The sequence below is a fragment of the Notoacmeibacter sp. MSK16QG-6 genome (genome assembly GCF_024158145.1).
Lineage (GTDB): Bacteria > Pseudomonadota > Alphaproteobacteria > Rhizobiales > Rhizobiaceae > Notoacmeibacter.
Map to the genome: position 1 here is coordinate 1,090,301 of NZ_JAMYXM010000001.1, position 16,378 is coordinate 1,106,678.

A 16,378-nucleotide genomic window follows, 5' to 3' on the forward strand; every position below is an offset into this window, starting at 1 on the left:
GATCATAGGTGCGATGGCAAATTCGGCGGCGGCTATGCGAAGGGGCTATTCGGCACCACCATCGGACGAAGGCTGGTTGTCTCCACCACCCCGCAAGGCCCGCCGGCGCCGATCGGCCCGCAACTGCATGATGCGGACGCGCTTGATCCGCCGAGGATCGGCATCGATGACGTGAAATTCCCAGCCCGGAACGGCTTGCACCACTTCCCCACGCGCCGGAATGCGCCCAAGCGCATTGAACAGCAGCCCGCCGACCGTATCGACATCTTCGAGAACGTCTTCGTCAGCGACGAAATCCGCGCCGATCTCCTCGGCAACGTTTTCGATCTCCGCCTTCGCATCGACGATAAAGACCCCCTCGGCGCGTTTGCTGATAAGCGGTTCTTCGTCATCGTCGTGCTCGTCCTCGATTTCGCCGAAGACGACCTCGACGATATCTTCAAGGGAAACGAGGCCGTCAGTGCCGCCATATTCATCGATGACGAGCGCCATCTGAATGCGAGCCGCCTGCATCTTCGCCATCAGGTCACCGGCAAGCATGGAAGCCGGCACGAAAAGAACCGGTCGGATGAGCCGAAGCTCCGAGAGCGGCTTGGAAAGATCGATCCTGGTCAGATTCATGTCGGCCAGTTCCGCCAAAGCATCGATCTGACCGTCAGCCTGCTTCGGCGCGGGGCCTTCACGACCACAGGAGCGGCGCGTCACATGGGCCAGAACGTCGCGGATGTGGATCATTCCGCGCGGATCATCCAGCGTATCGGCATAGACCGGCATTCGCGAACGGCCTGACGTCTCCAGCAGCACCATCAATTCGCCGAGCGTCGTGCCGATTTCGACACCTTCGATATCGCCGCGCGGGATCATCACGTCTTCGACACGCACTTCGCGGAGGCGCAGAATATTATTGAGCATCGCCTTTTCGGTCGGCGAAAAACTTTCAGTATCGCTGTCAGACGATTCCAGCGCCTCGGCGAGGTCGGCGCGGAGGCTGCCCGGTCGTCGTACACCGAAAAGACGCTGGATAAAGCCGGGCCGATCCTGGCTCTCATCCGCTATCGGAGCGGGTTCGGTCGACTCTCGGTCATCGACCTGCCGGTCCTCATCACTGTCGTCGGGCATCGTGGTCAAATCCGTTCACTATAGTCATCACCGCGCGGATCGCCGCTAGTGGAAACAGCGCCGTAAGGGTCAGCAATCTCAAGCCGGACAAGGATTGCGATCTCCAAGGCCTCCATGGCGTCGGCCTCGTCGTCGGTCTCGTGATCCCAGCCAGCAAGGTGCAGAAAACCGTGGACGATGAGATGGGTCAAATGATCGCCGAACGTTTTGCCGGCCTCATCCGCTTCGGCTGCGACGACTTCGCGAGCGATCACGATATCGCCCAGCATGGAGGGAAGCGCATCGCCCGGTTTCAGATCGAAAGCCGGGAAGGACAGCACATTGGTCGGCCGGTCCTTATCTCGCCATTGCCGGTTCAATTCATGTACGGCGGCACTGTCCGTCAGAACGATGGACAGTTCGCAATCGCCGTCCGCCATTTGAAGATTCGCTTCTCGCAGCGCGGCATCGACAGCCCGGGCCGCCAGCGCCTCACGCTCATCTGGCTGACCCCAGCCTTCGCTATCGATGGAGAGAAGAAGATCGATGCCGCCGTCCACCGGACTGGGAGGGTGCTCATCGTCTGCTGGCAATCGAGAGGATTCAGGCATCGGACGATCCATCATCGCCATCGGATGGCGCGTCATTGGCGACAGCCGAGCGGGCAATCGTCCGCTTTTCGCCTTCGCGCTCATAAGCACGGACGATTTCCGCCACAAGCGGGTGGCGCACCACATCGACATCGCGGAAGCGGACCTTCACGATACCCGGCACGTCGCCAAGAACGCGGAGCGCTTCGACGAGACCGCTATGGGTGCCGCGCGGCAAATCGATCTGGCTGGGGTCGCCGGTCACAATCATACGCCCGCCTTCGCCAAGGCGCGTCAGAAACATCTTCATCTGCATCGACGTGGTGTTCTGCGCTTCGTCCAGAATAACGCAGGCGTGCGCGAGAGTGCGGCCACGCATGAAGGCGAGCGGCGCGATCTCGATAACCCCGGCGGTCAGAGCGCGCTCCACCTTGTCAGCGGGCATCATGTCGTAAAGCGCGTCGTAGAGCGGACGGAGATAGGGATCGACCTTCTCCTTCATATCGCCTGGCAGAAATCCGAGCCGTTCCCCAGCCTCCACCGCCGGGCGGGACAGGATGATCCGCTCGACGATGCCGCGTTCGAGCAGCATCGCGGCGTGAGCGACGGCCAGATAAGTCTTGCCGGTGCCCGCCGGACCGATGCCGAATACAAGTTCGGCCCTGTCGAGCGCACGCATGTAAGCGTCCTGATTGGGCGAACGGGCGTAGATCGTTTTCTTCCGCGTCGAGATCTGAGCGGCCGCCACACGACTGCCAGCGATATTCGGCAGATCGAGTTGATCGTCCGCCGCGACCGCCATGCGGATGGCGCCGTCGACATCGGATGGAGCGATTTCCGCGCCCTTTTCCAGAAGGTCGTAGAGAAAATCCAGGGCTCGCCGCGCCTGCTCCGCCGCGTCCGAACCGCCACGGATGGTCACCTCGTTGCCCTTTGGCCGAAGATCGACATTCAACGCCCGCTCGATTCGTGCCAGATTCTGGTCGAACTGGCCGAAAAGCTGGCTGGCGAGATTGTTGTCGTCGAAGGCGAGCACAAGGTGAGCCATGTCGGACGCGCCGGACGGCGCGGGCTTCACCGGTGAGACATGACTCAAGCTGCGCTCCTTCGCTTCGGCTCGATGTACCTGCGACTCACAAGCGCGGACCACGCTCGCGGGTTCCACGATGTCATGAGACTCGCTTTTGCTCCATATGGGAAGAGGCGGGCACCGCAAAAAGGGAGTTAGGCCCAGCTTCCGTGATCGTCACGGTTACGAGATCGCCAATTTCGCCGATCGGCTTGTCGATCACGACGGATTGCAGCCATGGCGAACGGCCAATGAGCTGGCCAGGCTTCCGACCTGGCTTTTCCAGCAGGATATCCATCGTCTCGCCGATCTTGGACCGACCGAAGGCAATCTGCTGCTCGGTCAGCAAAGCCTGCAGGCGCTGAAGACGGTTGTCTTTGACCGCCTCCGGTACATGATCCGGCAGCTCCGCCCCCGGCGTACCCGGGCGCGGCGAATATTTGAAGCTGAAGGCCTGGGCGTGGCCGATATCGCGGACCAGACGAAGCGTTTCCTCGAAATCCTCGTCGGTTTCGCCGGGAAAACCGACGATGAAATCGCCGGAGAGGGCAATGTCAGGCCGCGCGGACCGTATGCGCGCGATAACGGCGCGATACTCATCCGCCGTGTGCTTGCGGTTCATCGCCTTCAGAATGCGGTCGGAGCCGGACTGCACCGGCAAATGCAGATAGGGCATGAGTACCGGAAGATCGCGATGGGCCGCGATCAGGTCGTCATCCATGTCGCGGGGGTGGGAGGTGGTATAGCGGAGCCGCTCCAGCCCAGGCAGCTCTGCGAGGGTCCGCAGCAGGCCGCCAAGGCCTATCGGCGCGCCGGTTTCATCTTGCCCGTGCCACGCATTGACGTTCTGCCCGAGCAGGGTGATTTCGCGGACGCCGCCTTCAGTGAGACCCCTCGCCTCCTCGACAAGGCGCGCCAGGGGACGGGACACCTCGGCGCCACGAGTATAGGGGACGACGCAGAATGTGCAGAACTTGTCGCAACCTTCCTGTACGGTCAGAAACGCCGTCACCCCACGCTTCCGCGTCATCTTCGGCTTGGCGAGAGGCAGGTGGTCGAATTTGTCCTCGGCGGGGAAGTCGGTCTCCACAACGGTTTCGCCCTTGCGGGCGCGGCGAACCGCGTCACCGATGCGATGATAGGTCTGTGGGCCGATCACCATGTCGACAGCCTTCTGGCGGCGAACGATTTCCGGGCCTTCGGCCTGCGCAACACAGCCCGTAACGCCGATCAGGAATTCCTTGCCATCGGCGCGCTTCTCCTGCTTCATATCCCGCAGGCGACCAAGCTCCGAATAGACCTTTTCGGCTGCCTTTTCGCGAATATGGCATGTGTTCAGCAGAACCAGATCGGCCTCATCGGCACTGTCGACCGCCTGGTAACCTTCGGCCGCCAGCGCATCGCCCATGCGTTGGCTGTCATAGACATTCATCTGGCAGCCATAGGTCTTGACGAAGACACGTTTGGCCGGCGCAGCCACCGTCTGTCCTTCGTCAGGGAACTGGTCTGCAGCCATATCGCTCAGGTTGCTGTTGCTGAAACTGTCGGTCACGCGCCACTCTTCGCCTTCGCACCCATTCAAGCGCGGCTCCATAGCGCCATTTTGCGGCAAAAGGGAGTCCCCTATCCCGCTCTCAACCGTCAGCCAGCCCGTTCGCCAGCAAAGCCGCGATATCGGTTTCGGCTTTGCGGGTTAGCGCCTTGCGATCCGCGCCGGGTCCGGCTTCGAACGGCTCTCCGAAGATAAGCCGCACAGTCATGGGCGGGCCAAACATCACGGAGGTCAGGTGAGGGGCAAACTCTTCATCGTCGATCCAGGCAGCGTAATTCCGCCGGTCGTCTGCATCCATTGGCTCGCCGCCTCGGCGCACATAAGCGAGCGCCGCCGGCTGGATCGTCATGGCCGCATCATTGCGTGGAAGCGCCAGTCGAACCGCCCCAAGAAGCGATGATTTGAAAGGCTTGATTTCCGTGCCCGCCGCAGTCGTGCCTTCAGGGAACAGGATGACAGGTTCGCCGCCGCGCAAACGATCACCGATCTCGCGCGCCTGTTCGCCCGCCTTGCGCGGATCATCACGCTTGACGAAAATGCTTCGCGTGAACCTGGTTAGAAAGCCGATCCCCGGCCAGTCCTCCATGTCGGCCTTGGCTACGAAGCAGCCCGGAACATAGGCGCCCAACACAAGAATATCGGTCCAGGACACGTGGTTCGCCAATAGCAAAAGCGGTCTGGCCTTGGCCGGCCTGCCCTCTCGGATGACGCGAAGGCCAACCACGCGAAGAGCGAAGCGATACCAGAGCCGCGTCATCGCATATCGGTGCGATGGCACGGGCGAGCGCGTCAGCACGAGATGGATGAGTCCCATCGGCAGAAGGGAAAAGATCAGAAGCGGCGCCAGAAAAGCGGCGCGGAAGATCGAACGCCTGACACGAACACGCTCGGGCGGGATCGTGCCGTAAGAGCGATCCACCTCGCCTTCTGCATCCCGATCTTCGTTTTCGGGGCTGGTCATCCTATCCATCAGATCTCACGTCTCATGATCAGCGCGTTCGACCGTAGGCCATCCGCGTCGCGATAATAGGCGGGGCGGTCGCCGACCTGGCGGAATCCGAGCCGGCGATAGAGGCCGATCGCGCCCTCATTTCGCTCATCGACTTCCAGGAAAAGCGACTTCACCCGGTCCTTGTGAAGTTCGCGCATGATCTCATCCATCAGCGCCCATCCGACGCCTCCTCTTCTGCGGAAGCGGTCCACGGCGATGGACAGAATTTCTGCTTCATCCGCGGCGATCTGCGCGATCACGAACCCTTCGATCTGACCGTTGGCAAAGCCTTCTCGAATGGCGACGACCGCCTTTGTGTTCGGTCGATCGATGATCCTTTCAATTTCGTCCTCGCTCCAGCCCTTGGCGAACGATTGGGCATGAATGCGAGCCATCGCCGGCACGTCGTCATAGGCAGCTGGAATGATCTGTCGTTCGCGCCGCGTGAGGCCGGGGATGAAGGGGGTTAGGATCGGCCAGAACATCAATATGCGCTCCGTTCGTCCTGTCTTGCAATCAGCGCGGAAGCGGAAGGCAGCTTTGCGTCGGCGCTCCGAAGATAGAGGGGCTGGGGCGCACCAACCGGCTCCCGGATCAGGCCTAATGCTGCGATGGTCCCGATACCGCCGGTGCGGCTGTCGGCAAGCGCATGAGCTTTCAGACCGAGCGGCGCTATCCCATTTCCGACGAAGCGCATTGTCGCAATTGGCAGTTCGGGCCTGTCTGCCTCGAAGCGATCATAGGACCATTTGCACGCTGGAAGAACCACGACGCCATCTGCATCGAAGCTGGCGACATAGACTTCGCCGCGCCCGGCATCGATCGCAGACAAGATGGGTACGTCGCCCAGTAGCCGCCGGCCATCGGCCGCCATGGCTTCAAGTGTCGTCACACCCACCGCCGGCACCGACAGCGCAAGCGCCAGGCCACGCGCCGCAGCGATGCCGGTTCGAACGCCGGTAAAGGAGCCAGGGCCGACGCTCACCGCAATTTTAGAGAGGTCGGATTTTCTAAGTCCCGCCTCGAACAAGATATCGGCAATCATGGGAATCAGCCGCTCGGCGTGACCTGTCCGTCGGTCTTCCGCTTCATCTGCCAACAGCGTTCCCTCGCCATCCATCAGGGCGGCGGCACAGGAAGAAGAAGCGGTGTCAATCGCGAGCAGAACCATCGTTTCCAGCTAGGCGATCCGGCTTTACAGAGCAAGGCGGCAGCGTGTGCATGATTGTCACAGCACGATGAAACCTCGTCATCGTTCGCCAACGCTTCCGTAAAGTCAGTTTTTGGCTGACCGCGATCTTGCTAGAAGAAGGGCATGATTCGCACTTTACTCATTGTTTTTTCGATTTTTCTGGCCGGATGCAAAGCCACCAGCGGGACGGTGACACGTATCGACGATGGAACGTCTGCGCCTTCTACACTTTCCGTTTGCTCCGGCTTCGGATGCAAATTCAGGGAACACTTCACCATCAGCGCAAAAGAGCGAGCCCATCTTCGCTCGATCATGGCGCAAGGCAGCGTTTCGCCTGACGCTGAGCGACGTGCAATTCGACGCGCGACAGCTTTAATGGAACGCCTGGCGCAGCGAAAGCTCGGCTTTGCCGCCGATGCGCCGCTTTCCCACCAGAGACACGCCAAGCAGCGCGGCCAAATGGACTGCTACGACGAGTCGCAAAACACGCGCACCTATCTGGATTGGCTGCAAAGCGCCGGCATGATTCGACACCACAAATCTTTGCGAAAAATCGCTCAGCGCGGCTATCTTCTCGACGGTCGGTATCCGCACAAGACGGCGCTGATCCGGGAGACCTCCGGCAAAGTGTGGGCCGTCGATAGTTGGCGCGGGCGGAACGGTCAACCGCCCGAGATCATCCCACTATCGCGCTGGAAAGCGAGCGACCGCAGCGATTTCGCCTACAATCCGTCGATCTGACAGCCTGTCCTGTCAGCCCTGCAGAGCCGCGAAACTTACAGACAGACCGGCGTCATCCCGGCACTTGTTGCCGGGATCCAGCGTTGCCCATCGTCTGGATTCCGGGGACAAGCCCCGGAATGACGGCAAAGAAGGACAGCATGCGAAGCGGCCTCACCACGCACGAATCGATGCGCGCTTCGCTTCAGCAAATTTTCTGAGGCCTATGCAGCGTGCTTTGCCTTTGCCTCGCGGCGGCGGGCATGCAACACCGGCTCGGTATAGCCGTTCGGCTGCTCGGTGCCCTTGAAGACCAGATCGCAAGCGGCCTGGAAGGCGACGCTATCATCAAAGTTACCAGCCATCGGACGGTAGTTCGGATCGCCCTCGTTCTGCCGGTCGACGACGGCTGCCATCTCCTTCATGACGTCCATCACCTGCTCCTCGGAGACAACGCCGTGGTGCAGCCAATTGGCGATGTGCTGCGAGGAAATACGCAGCGTTGCGCGGTCTTCCATCAGGCCGACATCATTGATGTCCGGCACCTTGGAGCAGCCGACGCCCTGATCGATCCAGCGGACGACATAGCCGAGAATGCCCTGCGCATTATTGCGCAGCTCGGCCCTCTTGTCCTCTTCGGTCCAGTTCGGACGCGGCGCAACCGGCACGGAGAGGATATCGTCGATATTGGCGCGCGGGCGATCCTTGAGCTCCTCCTGCACCTCCTCGACATCGACCGTGTGATAGTGGGTCGCGTGGAGCGTCGCGGCGGTCGGGCTCGGCACCCATGCCGTGTTCGCGCCGGCCTTCGGGTGGCCGACCTTTTGCTCCAACATCGCGTTCATCAGATCGGGCATGGCCCACATGCCCTTGCCGATCTGGGCATGCCCCTTGAGGCCGCATTCCAAGCCGATATCGACATTCCAGTCCTCGTAAGCCTTGATCCACGGCGCGCCCTTCATGTCGGCCTTGCGGATCATCGGACCGGCTTCCATCGAGGTGTGCATCTCGTCGCCGGTCCGGTCGAGGAAACCGGTATTGATGAAGACGACGCGTTCTTTCGCGGCGCGGATGCACTCCTTCAGATTAACGGTCGTGCGGCGTTCCTCGTCCATGATGCCCATCTTGATCGTGCTGGGCGACATGCCGAGCAACTTCTCGACGCGCGTGAAAATCTCGACCGCGAAGGCGACCTCGTCCGGGCCGTGCATCTTCGGCTTGACCACATACATGGAGCCTTCGCGGCTGTTCATGCGGCGGCCGTTCGGCCCGACATCCTGCAACGCGCAGAGAGCCGTCATGGCCGCGTCCATCAGACCCTCGAAGACCTCATTGCCGTCGGCATCGAGGATCGCCGGATTGGTCATCAGGTGGCCGACATTGCGCACCAGCATCAGCGCGCGGCCCTTCAGCACCAGTTCGGAGCCGTCCGGCGCGGTGAGCTTCTTGTCGGCGTTCAGTTCGCGCGTGACGGTCTCGCCACCCTTATCGAAGCTCTCCTTGAGCGAGCCGTCCATCAGACCGAGCCAGTTCTCATAGACATGAGTCTTGTCGGCCGCATCGACGGCGGCGACGGAATCCTCGCAATCCATGATCGAGGTCAGTGCGCTTTCCAGCTCGACATCGGCGATGCCGGCCGGATCGTCCTTGCCGATCTGGTGGTTGCGGTCGATATGAACCAGCGCGTGGAGGCCGTTATTGACCAGCGCCACGGTGGACGGCTCTCCGCCCTCGTCCGAAAAACCGGCCAGATCCTCCTCATAGCGCAGCGTCTTGTCGCCATCATGGGTGCGAACGGAAAGTTTGCCATTCTCGATCGCGATTCCCGTCGCATCGGCCCAGAGCGCGTCTTCCAATGGGAAGGTGCGGTCGAGAAATTCCTTGGCCCAGGCGATGACCCGCGCGCCGCGCTCGACGTCGTATTCGCTGCCTGACGGCTTGTCGCCGAGTGCATCGGTGCCGTAGAGCGCGTCATAGAGCGAACCCCAGCGCGCATTGGCGGCATTCAGCGCATAGCGGGCATTGTCGACCGGCACGACGAGTTGCGGGCCGGCGACCGTCGCGATCTCCGGATCGACATTGCTGGTCTGTACGGAGAACTTGTCGCCCTCTGGCACCAGATAGCCGATTTCGCTCAGGAAGGACTTGTAGGCCTCCAGATCGGTCGGCGCGCCGTTTTCCTTGTACCAGCCGTCGATCTTCTCCTGCATCTCATCGCGAACCTTGAGAAGCTCACGATTCCTCGGCGTCAGATCGGCAATGATCGATGCGAAGCCCTCGAAGAACGCCTCTTCCTCCACGCCGGAGTTCTTCAACGCCTTCTCCACGATGAAGTCGTGCAGCGCCTTGTCGAACTGCAATCCGTTGCGGGTGACGCGGTCGTTCATGATGATCCTCCGGGCGGGTTGATAGTCTCGGTCGTTGGGCCGACACATGGCCTTCTCGCCCGCGCATTCAACATGCATCGCCCGGACCGTCAATTCCGGCAAAGATGCAAATCACTTTTGCCAGATCGGATATAATCGACTGATTTATTCAGCAGCGCTGACGATGGCCGTGCCGGCGGCATGGGCCGACGCCCAGGCCCACTGGAAATTGTAGCCGCCGAGCCAGCCCGTCACATCCACCACCTCGCCGATGAAATAGAGGCCGGGCACCGCCTTCGCTTCCATGGTCTGCGAGGAGAGCGCGTTGGTCTCGACGCCGCCCAGCGTCACTTCTGCCGTTCGGTAGCCTTCCGTGCCGGCGGGGACGATCTGCCAATCATTGGCGGCGGCGTTCAGTCTGTCGAGGCTTTTGCGACCTTGCTCAGCCAAGCGGCCCGAAACCCCGGCGCGGGCGCAGATACCGGCGGCCAGCCGCTCGGGCAGCATGGTCGCCAATACGGTCTCGACCGTCTTCTTGCCGGCACCCGCCTGCGCCCTTTCCAGAAGCGCATCGGCCAGATCACGCTGCGGCGCGAGCGAAAGGCGCACCATCTCGCCCTCCCGCCAATAGGACGAAGACTGCAGGACCGCCGGGCCGGACAGGCCGCGATGGGTGAAGAGGATCGCCTCGTCGAAGGTGGTTTCGCGCCCACCCTGACCGGCGGTCACGCGGCCCTGAACCGAGACGCCGGCGAGCGCCTTCGCTTCTTCGTGCAACGCGCCGGTGAGCGTGAAGGGCACCAGCGCCGGGCGCGGCTCCACGATCGGCAGGCCGAACTGCCGCGCCAGATCGTAGCCAAAACCGGTCGCGCCCATTTTCGGGATCGATTTGCCGCCCGTCGCGACCACCAGATTGTCGCAGCGGAGATTTTGCCGCCGCCCGTCGCGCTCGACCGTCACGGCAAAGCCGGTTTCCGTCTTCTCCACTTCGATGATGGCGGTATTCAGCCAGAGTTCCGCGCCGGCGCAGGCCATCTCTTCCAGCAGCATTGCGACGATCTGTTTCGCCGAGCCATCGCAGAAAAGCTGGCCGAGCGTCTTTTCGTGCCAGGCGATGCCGTGCCGCTCGACCAGCGCGATGAAATCCGCCGGCGTATAACGCGCGAGCGCGCTCTTGGCGAAATGAGGATTGGCGGAGAGGAAGTGTTTCGGCGCGGTGCGCGTATTGGTGAAATTGCAGCGCCCGCCGCCGGAAATACGGATCTTCTCGCCCGGCGCCTTCGCATGGTCGATGACCAGCGTGGAACGCCCCTGCCCCGCCGCATAGGCCGCGCAGTGCAGCCCCGCCGCCCCTGCGCCAAGGATGATGGTCTGGTGAGTCATTAGCTATTGCTTGTGCGCTTATGATCTAAGGCTCATACCTGCCATTCTATAGAAGCCCTGTTGAGGTGGCGAGAAGCGGCCTTGCAATGAGAGTTGCTAATTCGCTTTGAGGGAAACTCCCTATAAGTCAAAACGCGAACGCGGCGTGTCTCGATCACGTTCGAACGGTGATTCTCTAGCCGCCTCAACTATCCATCTTCAGCGCCTGGATAAACGCTTCCTGAGGGATTTCGACGCGGCCGAACTGGCGCATTTTCTTCTTGCCCTCTTTCTGCTTCTCCAAGAGCTTGCGCTTGCGGGTCGCATCGCCACCATAGCATTTGGCGGTCACGTCCTTGCGCATGGCGCTGAGCGTCTCGCGCGCGATGACCTTGCCGCCAATGGCTGCCTGAATCGGGATCTTGAAGAGGTGGCGGGGGATCAGTTCCTTCAGCTTCTCGCACATGCCGCGGCCACGCCGCTCGGCCTGGCTGCGGTGGACCAGCATGGAGAGCGCGTCCACCGGCTCTTCATTGACGAGGACGCTCATCTTGACGAGATCGCCTTCGCGATAGTCGCTGATCTGGTAGTCGAAGCTGGCATAGCCCTTCGAAATGCTCTTCAGCCGGTCGTAGAAGTCGAACACCACCTCGTTCAGCGGTAGGTCGTAAACCACCATGGCGCGGCTGCCGACATAGGACATGTCCTGCTGGATGCCGCGTCGCTCCTGACAAAGCGTGAGGATCGGGCCGAGAAACTCGTCCGGCGTCATGATGGAGGCGCGAATCCACGGCTCCTTGATATGCTCGATCTTGACCACGTCCGGCATGTCGGCCGGGTTGTGCAGTTCGATCTCGCTGCCATCCGTCATGGTGATCTGATAGACAACGGAGGGAGCCGTCGCGATCAGTTCGAGGTCGAACTCGCGGCTGAGGCGCTCCTGGATGATCTCCAGATGCAGCAGGCCGAGGAAGCCGCAGCGGAAGCCGAAGCCGAGTGCGGCGGAGGTTTCCATCTCGAAACTGAACGAGGCATCGTTCAGACGCAGCTTGCCCATCGCGGCGCGCAAATCCTCGAAATCGGCGGCATCGACCGGGAAAAGGCCACAGAACACGACCGGCTGGGCCGGCTTGAAGCCCGGCAGCATCCTGGCGGTCGGCTTCTTGTCCTCGGTGATGGTGTCGCCAACGCGCGTATCCGCCACCTCCTTGATCGAGGCGGTGATGACGCCGATCTCGCCGGGGCCAAGCTCGTCGATCAGCACCATTTTAGGCGTCAGGACGCCGACGCGCTCGACGGGATATTTCGCGCCGGTGCCCATCATGCGGATGGTCTGGCCCTTCTTCAGGCGGCCATCGATGATGCGGACCAGCACGATCACGCCGAGATAGGCATCGTACCAGCTATCGACGAGCATGGCTTTCAACGGTGCGTTGGGGTCGCCCTCCTTCGGGGCGGGCAGGCGCTGGACGATGGCTTCGAGTACGTCCGGAATACCCATGCCGCTTTTCGCGCTGATGGGAATCGCGTCGGACGCATCGATACCGATCACCTCCTCGATCTGCTCCTTCACGCGGTCTGGCTCGGCGGCGGGCAGGTCGATCTTGTTGAGGACGGTCACCAGTTCGTGATCGTTGTCGATGGCCTGATAGACGTTTGCCAGTGTCTGGGCCTCGACGCCCTGCGACGCATCGACGACAAGTAGCGAGCCTTCGCAGGCGGCGAGCGATCGGCTGACCTCATAGGCAAAATCGACGTGACCGGGCGTGTCGATCAGGTTCAGCACGTAATGCTGGCCATCCTTCGCGTCATATTCCAGCCGGACGGTGTTCGCCTTGATGGTGATGCCGCGCTCGCGCTCAATATCCATCGCGTCGAGGATCTGGTCCTTCATCTCGCGCTCTTCGAGCGATCCGGTCATCTGAATCAGACGGTCGGCGAGCGTACTCTTGCCGTGGTCGATATGGGCCACGATGGAGAAATTGCGGATATGGGAAAGCGGTGTCTCGGTCATGGCCGCTCATATAGAGGCGTTCACGCCGCCACGGAAGCGGCGATTTGCGGTGCAGGCCCGTAAAATGAAACACAGCCATCCTAGCCGGATTGGTCGATCCCCGAAGAGTTCCTACTATCCCGAAGAGTTCCTACTATATAGATACCGAGGTCCGCACCCGGCGCCGATTGCGACGACAGTCCAGACAGAAACGGTTTTCATGACGCATCTCTCCCCATCTCCGGCGGCATCACGCCCGTCTGCGGCCCGTTCGCTGCGCCACGGCCTGCGCGAGGAGACGCGGGAGGCCCATGAAGCGCTCGACACGGTCATGAGCCAATACCGGCTCGATGACGCGTCGAACTACGCCGCTTTTCTGCGCATCCATGAAGCGGTCCTGCCCGCCATCGAACGGGCACTCGAAGCGGAAGGGATTGCCGCGGACCTTCCCGACTGGCCGATGCGGCAGCGGCGAGACGCGCTCGCTGCCGATCTTGCCGAACTGCCCGGCTCGCCGCCTTGTCTCATGGCATCGCCGCCCGACCTCCCTGACCTGTCATCGAGGGCTGCGCGTTTCGGCGCGACCTATGTGCTGGAGGGCTCCCGAATGGGCGCCAAACTTCTCGTGCGTTCCGTTCCGGAAGGCGACCGAAGATTTCCGACGCGATTTCTGCGCCATGGCGAATCCGAAAAGCTATGGCCGAGCTTCGTCGCCGCACTGGACGACGCCGATAAAAATGGCATATCGCACGACGTTGCCATCCACGCCGCACGCCACATCTTTGCCGTTTACGAACAGGCAGCGAGGGTGTCTGGCGTCGAGGGAAGTGCCGGGACTGACGTATGAACGAATTTTTCGATGCCGAGAAAACGCAGGTCGATCTGACCAATTGCGACCGGGAGCCGATCCACCTTCTTGGCCGGATCCAGCCCTTCGGCTTTCTTGTTGCCGCCTCGGCCGATTGGGTGGTCAGCCACGTTTCGCTGAATGTCGACGAGTTCCTGTCGTTCAACGCGGATGCAATGGTCGGCGAACCGCTGAAGAATTTCCTGCCGCAACGGTCTCTCCACGCCATCCGCAACCGACTGCAGACGATCAGCAATTCGGACGGACGCGAACGTCTGCGCAATGTCTCGATCGACGATAGCGACCGTCTTTTCGACGTATCGATCCATGTGACGGATGACAGCGCCACGACGGTCATGGAATTCGAACCGGCGCGCCTGGACGAATCCAGCGAAGAAGAACTCCTCCTCGTTCGCGGCGCCCTGCCACGACTGGCGCGCCACGATACCGTGGAAGGACTGGCGCGGGACGGCGCACGTTATCTTCAGTTCATGTCGGGCTTCGACCGGGTGATGGTCTATCAGTTTCTGCCCGACGGGTCAGGCGAAGTCATCGCCGAAGCGCGGCAAAGCCGGCTCGAACCGTTTCTCGGACTGCGATATCCGGCGACCGACATCCCGCAACAGGCGCGTGCGCTTTACCTCAAACAGACGCTTCGGCTTATTGCCGATGTTGGGGAGGACGGCGTTGCGATTCATCCGCCGCGCGGAACCGATGGCCAACCGATCGACCTTTCATCGTCGGTGTTGCGCAGCGTCTCGCCGATCCATCTGGAATATCTGCGCAATATGGGCGTTCAGGCATCGATGAGCGTGTCCATCATCATCAATGGCAAGCTGTGGGGACTGTTCGCCTGCCACCATGAAGCGCCGCTCGTCATCGATCACATCAAGCGTGGCGTCGCCGAGATGTTCGGCGAACTGTTTTCGATGATGCTGGCCAGCCGCCTCAATCATGATGAACGGAAGGCCGACAAGGAAGTCCAGCGGCTGACGAATAGTTTTTCGGCGACCGTCTCGCCCGATGAAGACCCGATTGCAGGCATTTCACCGACATTGGAACGGTTTTCGAGCCTTCTCGACGCGCAGGGCTTCGCGATCGTCATCGACCAGAACCGCCAGACCTTTGGCGAGTCGCCGACCGACATCGAACTCGATCAGATCATCCGCTTTCTCAACAGGAGCGCGGCAAGCAAGATTTTTGCCTCCAGCCATATGAGCGGCCTGTTCCCTGAGGCCAAGTCCTTCTCGGACCGGGTGGCCGGAATGCTTGCTATACCGATCAGCCGCCGGCCGCGAGACTATATCATCTTCTTCCGGCGAGAGGTTCTCAAGGAAGTCACATGGGCTGGCAATCCCGAGAAGCCCGTCGAGGTGGGGCCGAACGGCATTCGTTTGACCCCTCGCAAGAGTTTCGAAGCGTGGCAGGACGAACAACGCGGCCATAGCGAAATCTGGCGCAGCGCGCATCTTCGGATCGCCGAGCAATTGCGCATGGTCATGCTGGAAGTGGTGCTGCGCTTGACCGATGAAGTTGCGCGCGAGCGAAAGATCGCGCAGGAGCGCCAGGAACTGCTGATCGCCGAGCTCAATCACCGGGTCCGGAACATCTTGTCGCTGGTCAAGGGCATTATCAGCCAGAGCCGCGGTACGGACCTGTCGTTAAACGACTATATCGAAATTCTCGACACGCGCATTCAGTCTCTCGCGCGAGCGCACGATCAGATCACCCAGCACAACTGGACCGCAGCCTCTCTTCAGAGGATGATAGAGATCGAAGCGGCAAGCTATCTCGGTGACGGCCATGAGCGTATCCGTCTTGAGGGCGAAGACTGTTTACTTGAGCCGCAGGCCTTTGCGACGCTTGCTCTGGTTGTCCACGAATTGACGACAAACAGCGCGAAATACGGCGCGCTGTCGGCATCGGCCGGCTATGTCAAGGTCAAGACCTCCTGGGAGAACGACGGGACGTTCACCATCGATTGGCTGGAAAGGGGCGGCCCGGCCGTACAGGCGCCCAAGCGACGCGGCTTCGGCTCGACCATCGTCGAACGATCTATTCCCTACGAACTGAAAGGCAAGGCGTCGATCGACTATGAGTTGTCGGGGTTACATGCCGCCTTCACCTTGCCGGCCCGTCATGTAGCGCGTCCAAAGGACGAGGCGCGGCCTTCGCCGTCCCGAAGCAACAAGAGAAAACCCTCCAGCGATAGCGATCCGTTGCCAAAGCGTTTTCTGGTAGCGGAGGACAATCTCATCCTCGCGATGGAGCTGGAAGATATTCTGCTTGCCAATGGCGCGGAAAGCGTCGATGTCGCGGCCAATCTTTCGGACGGAAAGGCAATTGCCGGAGGATCGGAGCTGGACTTTGCCATTCTCGACGTCAATCTCGGATCGGCGACCAGCTTTCCAATCGCTGAGATACTGGCCGAGCGAGGCATTCCCTTCGGTTTCGCCACCGGATACGGCGAAGAGCTGACCGTGCCCAAAAACCTCGGAAAGCGCTGCTGCATTGCCAAGCCTTACGACCGGGATTCGATCCATGGCTTTATCCGCGACGTGATCGAAACGAAGCAGGCGCAATCGGACTAGCCCGGTG

General features: G+C 61.2%; 13 protein-coding genes. 3 read left to right on the forward strand and 10 right to left on the reverse strand.

The genetic code is table 11. From position 1 onward, the window contains the following. Positions 1–45: 45 nt before the first annotated feature. The 7 genes from NIM86_RS05175 to tsaB form a co-directional block, all read right to left on the reverse strand. The gene (locus NIM86_RS05175) at positions 46–1,119 is read right to left on the reverse strand and encodes a hemolysin family protein (RefSeq protein WP_253379717.1); all 1,074 of its coding nucleotides are present in this window, start codon (positions 1,117–1,119) and stop codon (positions 46–48) included. Positions 1,120–1,124: 5 nt separating this feature from the next. After that, positions 1,125–1,709, reverse strand: coding sequence for an rRNA maturation RNase YbeY (ybeY, locus tag NIM86_RS05180; protein ID WP_253379719.1), 585 nt, complete (start codon positions 1,707–1,709; stop codon positions 1,125–1,127). After that, positions 1,702–2,736, reverse strand: a complete 1,035-nt coding sequence (locus tag NIM86_RS05185) for a PhoH family protein (protein ID WP_253380736.1) — start codon at positions 2,734–2,736, stop codon at positions 1,702–1,704. The genes ybeY and NIM86_RS05185 overlap by 8 nt, the downstream gene beginning before the upstream one ends. Before the next feature lie 121 nt (positions 2,737–2,857). Beyond that, on the reverse strand, positions 2,858–4,273 hold the full coding sequence (miaB, locus tag NIM86_RS05190; protein WP_253380738.1) for a tRNA (N6-isopentenyl adenosine(37)-C2)-methylthiotransferase MiaB: 1,416 nt from the start codon (positions 4,271–4,273) through the stop codon (positions 2,858–2,860). A 118-nt stretch (positions 4,274–4,391) separates the two neighbouring features. Next, positions 4,392–5,270: a 1-acyl-sn-glycerol-3-phosphate acyltransferase gene (locus NIM86_RS05195; RefSeq protein WP_253379721.1), complete on the reverse strand. Its 879-nt coding sequence runs from the start codon at positions 5,268–5,270 to the stop codon at positions 4,392–4,394. An 8-nt stretch (positions 5,271–5,278) separates the two neighbouring features. Beyond that, positions 5,279–5,785 (reverse strand): ribosomal protein S18-alanine N-acetyltransferase, encoded by a 507-nt coding sequence (rimI, locus tag NIM86_RS05200; protein ID WP_253379723.1) that lies wholly within the window; start codon positions 5,783–5,785, stop codon positions 5,279–5,281. Then, entirely contained in the window at positions 5,785–6,471 is a 687-nt protein-coding gene (gene tsaB, locus NIM86_RS05205) for a tRNA (adenosine(37)-N6)-threonylcarbamoyltransferase complex dimerization subunit type 1 TsaB (protein WP_253379725.1), read from the reverse strand. The genes rimI and tsaB overlap by 1 nt, the downstream gene beginning before the upstream one ends. Positions 6,472–6,615: 144 nt before the next feature. On the opposite strand from tsaB, the gene NIM86_RS05210 reads away from it, so the two are divergent. Beyond that, positions 6,616–7,233: a hypothetical protein gene (locus tag NIM86_RS05210; RefSeq protein WP_253379727.1), complete on the forward strand. Its 618-nt coding sequence runs from the start codon at positions 6,616–6,618 to the stop codon at positions 7,231–7,233. A 203-nt stretch (positions 7,234–7,436) separates the two neighbouring features. On the opposite strand, the gene NIM86_RS05215 is transcribed toward NIM86_RS05210, so the two are convergent. The 3 genes from NIM86_RS05215 to lepA form a co-directional block, all read right to left on the reverse strand. Continuing rightward, positions 7,437–9,599 carry a malate synthase G gene (locus NIM86_RS05215; RefSeq protein ID WP_253379729.1) on the reverse strand — a complete coding sequence of 721 codons (2,163 nt, stop codon included), beginning with the start codon at positions 9,597–9,599 and terminating at the stop codon, positions 7,437–7,439. 144 nt (positions 9,600–9,743) lie between these two features. After that, entirely contained in the window at positions 9,744–10,961 is a 1,218-nt protein-coding gene (locus NIM86_RS05220) for an NAD(P)/FAD-dependent oxidoreductase (protein WP_253379731.1), read from the reverse strand. Between the two features lie 184 nt (positions 10,962–11,145). Beyond that, entirely contained in the window at positions 11,146–12,954 is a 1,809-nt protein-coding gene (lepA, locus tag NIM86_RS05225) for a translation elongation factor 4 (protein ID WP_253379733.1), read from the reverse strand. 199 nt (positions 12,955–13,153) lie between these two features. Here lepA and NIM86_RS05230 point away from each other — a divergent pair, with 199 nt between their 5' ends. Both NIM86_RS05230 and NIM86_RS05235 read left to right on the forward strand, forming a co-directional pair. Next, entirely contained in the window at positions 13,154–13,780 is a 627-nt protein-coding gene (locus NIM86_RS05230; RefSeq protein WP_253379735.1) for a biliverdin-producing heme oxygenase, read from the forward strand. Beyond that, positions 13,777–16,371: an HWE histidine kinase domain-containing protein gene (locus NIM86_RS05235; protein ID WP_253379736.1), complete on the forward strand. Its 2,595-nt coding sequence runs from the start codon at positions 13,777–13,779 to the stop codon at positions 16,369–16,371. Before NIM86_RS05230 ends, NIM86_RS05235 begins: the two co-directional genes overlap by 4 nt. Positions 16,372–16,378: the final 7 nt, after the last annotated feature.

Coding starts and splice junctions, on each gene's coding strand:
- NIM86_RS05175 (WP_253379717.1), bottom strand. CDS start 1,119: ATGCCCGACGACAGTGATGAGGACCGGCAGGTCGATGACCGAGAGTCG.
- ybeY (WP_253379719.1), bottom strand. CDS start 1,709: ATGCCTGAATCCTCTCGATTGCCAGCAGACGATGAGCACCCTCCCAGT.
- NIM86_RS05185 (WP_253380736.1), bottom strand. CDS start 2,736: ATGGCTCACCTTGTGCTCGCCTTCGACGACAACAATCTCGCCAGCCAG.
- miaB (WP_253380738.1), bottom strand. CDS start 4,273: ATGGCTGCAGACCAGTTCCCTGACGAAGGACAGACGGTGGCTGCGCCG.
- NIM86_RS05195 (WP_253379721.1), bottom strand. CDS start 5,270: ATGACCAGCCCCGAAAACGAAGATCGGGATGCAGAAGGCGAGGTGGAT.
- rimI (WP_253379723.1), bottom strand. CDS start 5,785: ATGTTCTGGCCGATCCTAACCCCCTTCATCCCCGGCCTCACGCGGCGC.
- tsaB (WP_253379725.1), bottom strand. CDS start 6,471: ATGGTTCTGCTCGCGATTGACACCGCTTCTTCTTCCTGTGCCGCCGCC.
- NIM86_RS05210 (WP_253379727.1), top strand. CDS start 6,616: ATGATTCGCACTTTACTCATTGTTTTTTCGATTTTTCTGGCCGGATGC.
- NIM86_RS05215 (WP_253379729.1), bottom strand. CDS start 9,599: ATGAACGACCGCGTCACCCGCAACGGATTGCAGTTCGACAAGGCGCTG.
- NIM86_RS05220 (WP_253379731.1), bottom strand. CDS start 10,961: ATGACTCACCAGACCATCATCCTTGGCGCAGGGGCGGCGGGGCTGCAC.
- lepA (WP_253379733.1), bottom strand. CDS start 12,954: ATGACCGAGACACCGCTTTCCCATATCCGCAATTTCTCCATCGTGGCC.
- NIM86_RS05230 (WP_253379735.1), top strand. CDS start 13,154: ATGACGCATCTCTCCCCATCTCCGGCGGCATCACGCCCGTCTGCGGCC.
- NIM86_RS05235 (WP_253379736.1), top strand. CDS start 13,777: ATGAACGAATTTTTCGATGCCGAGAAAACGCAGGTCGATCTGACCAAT.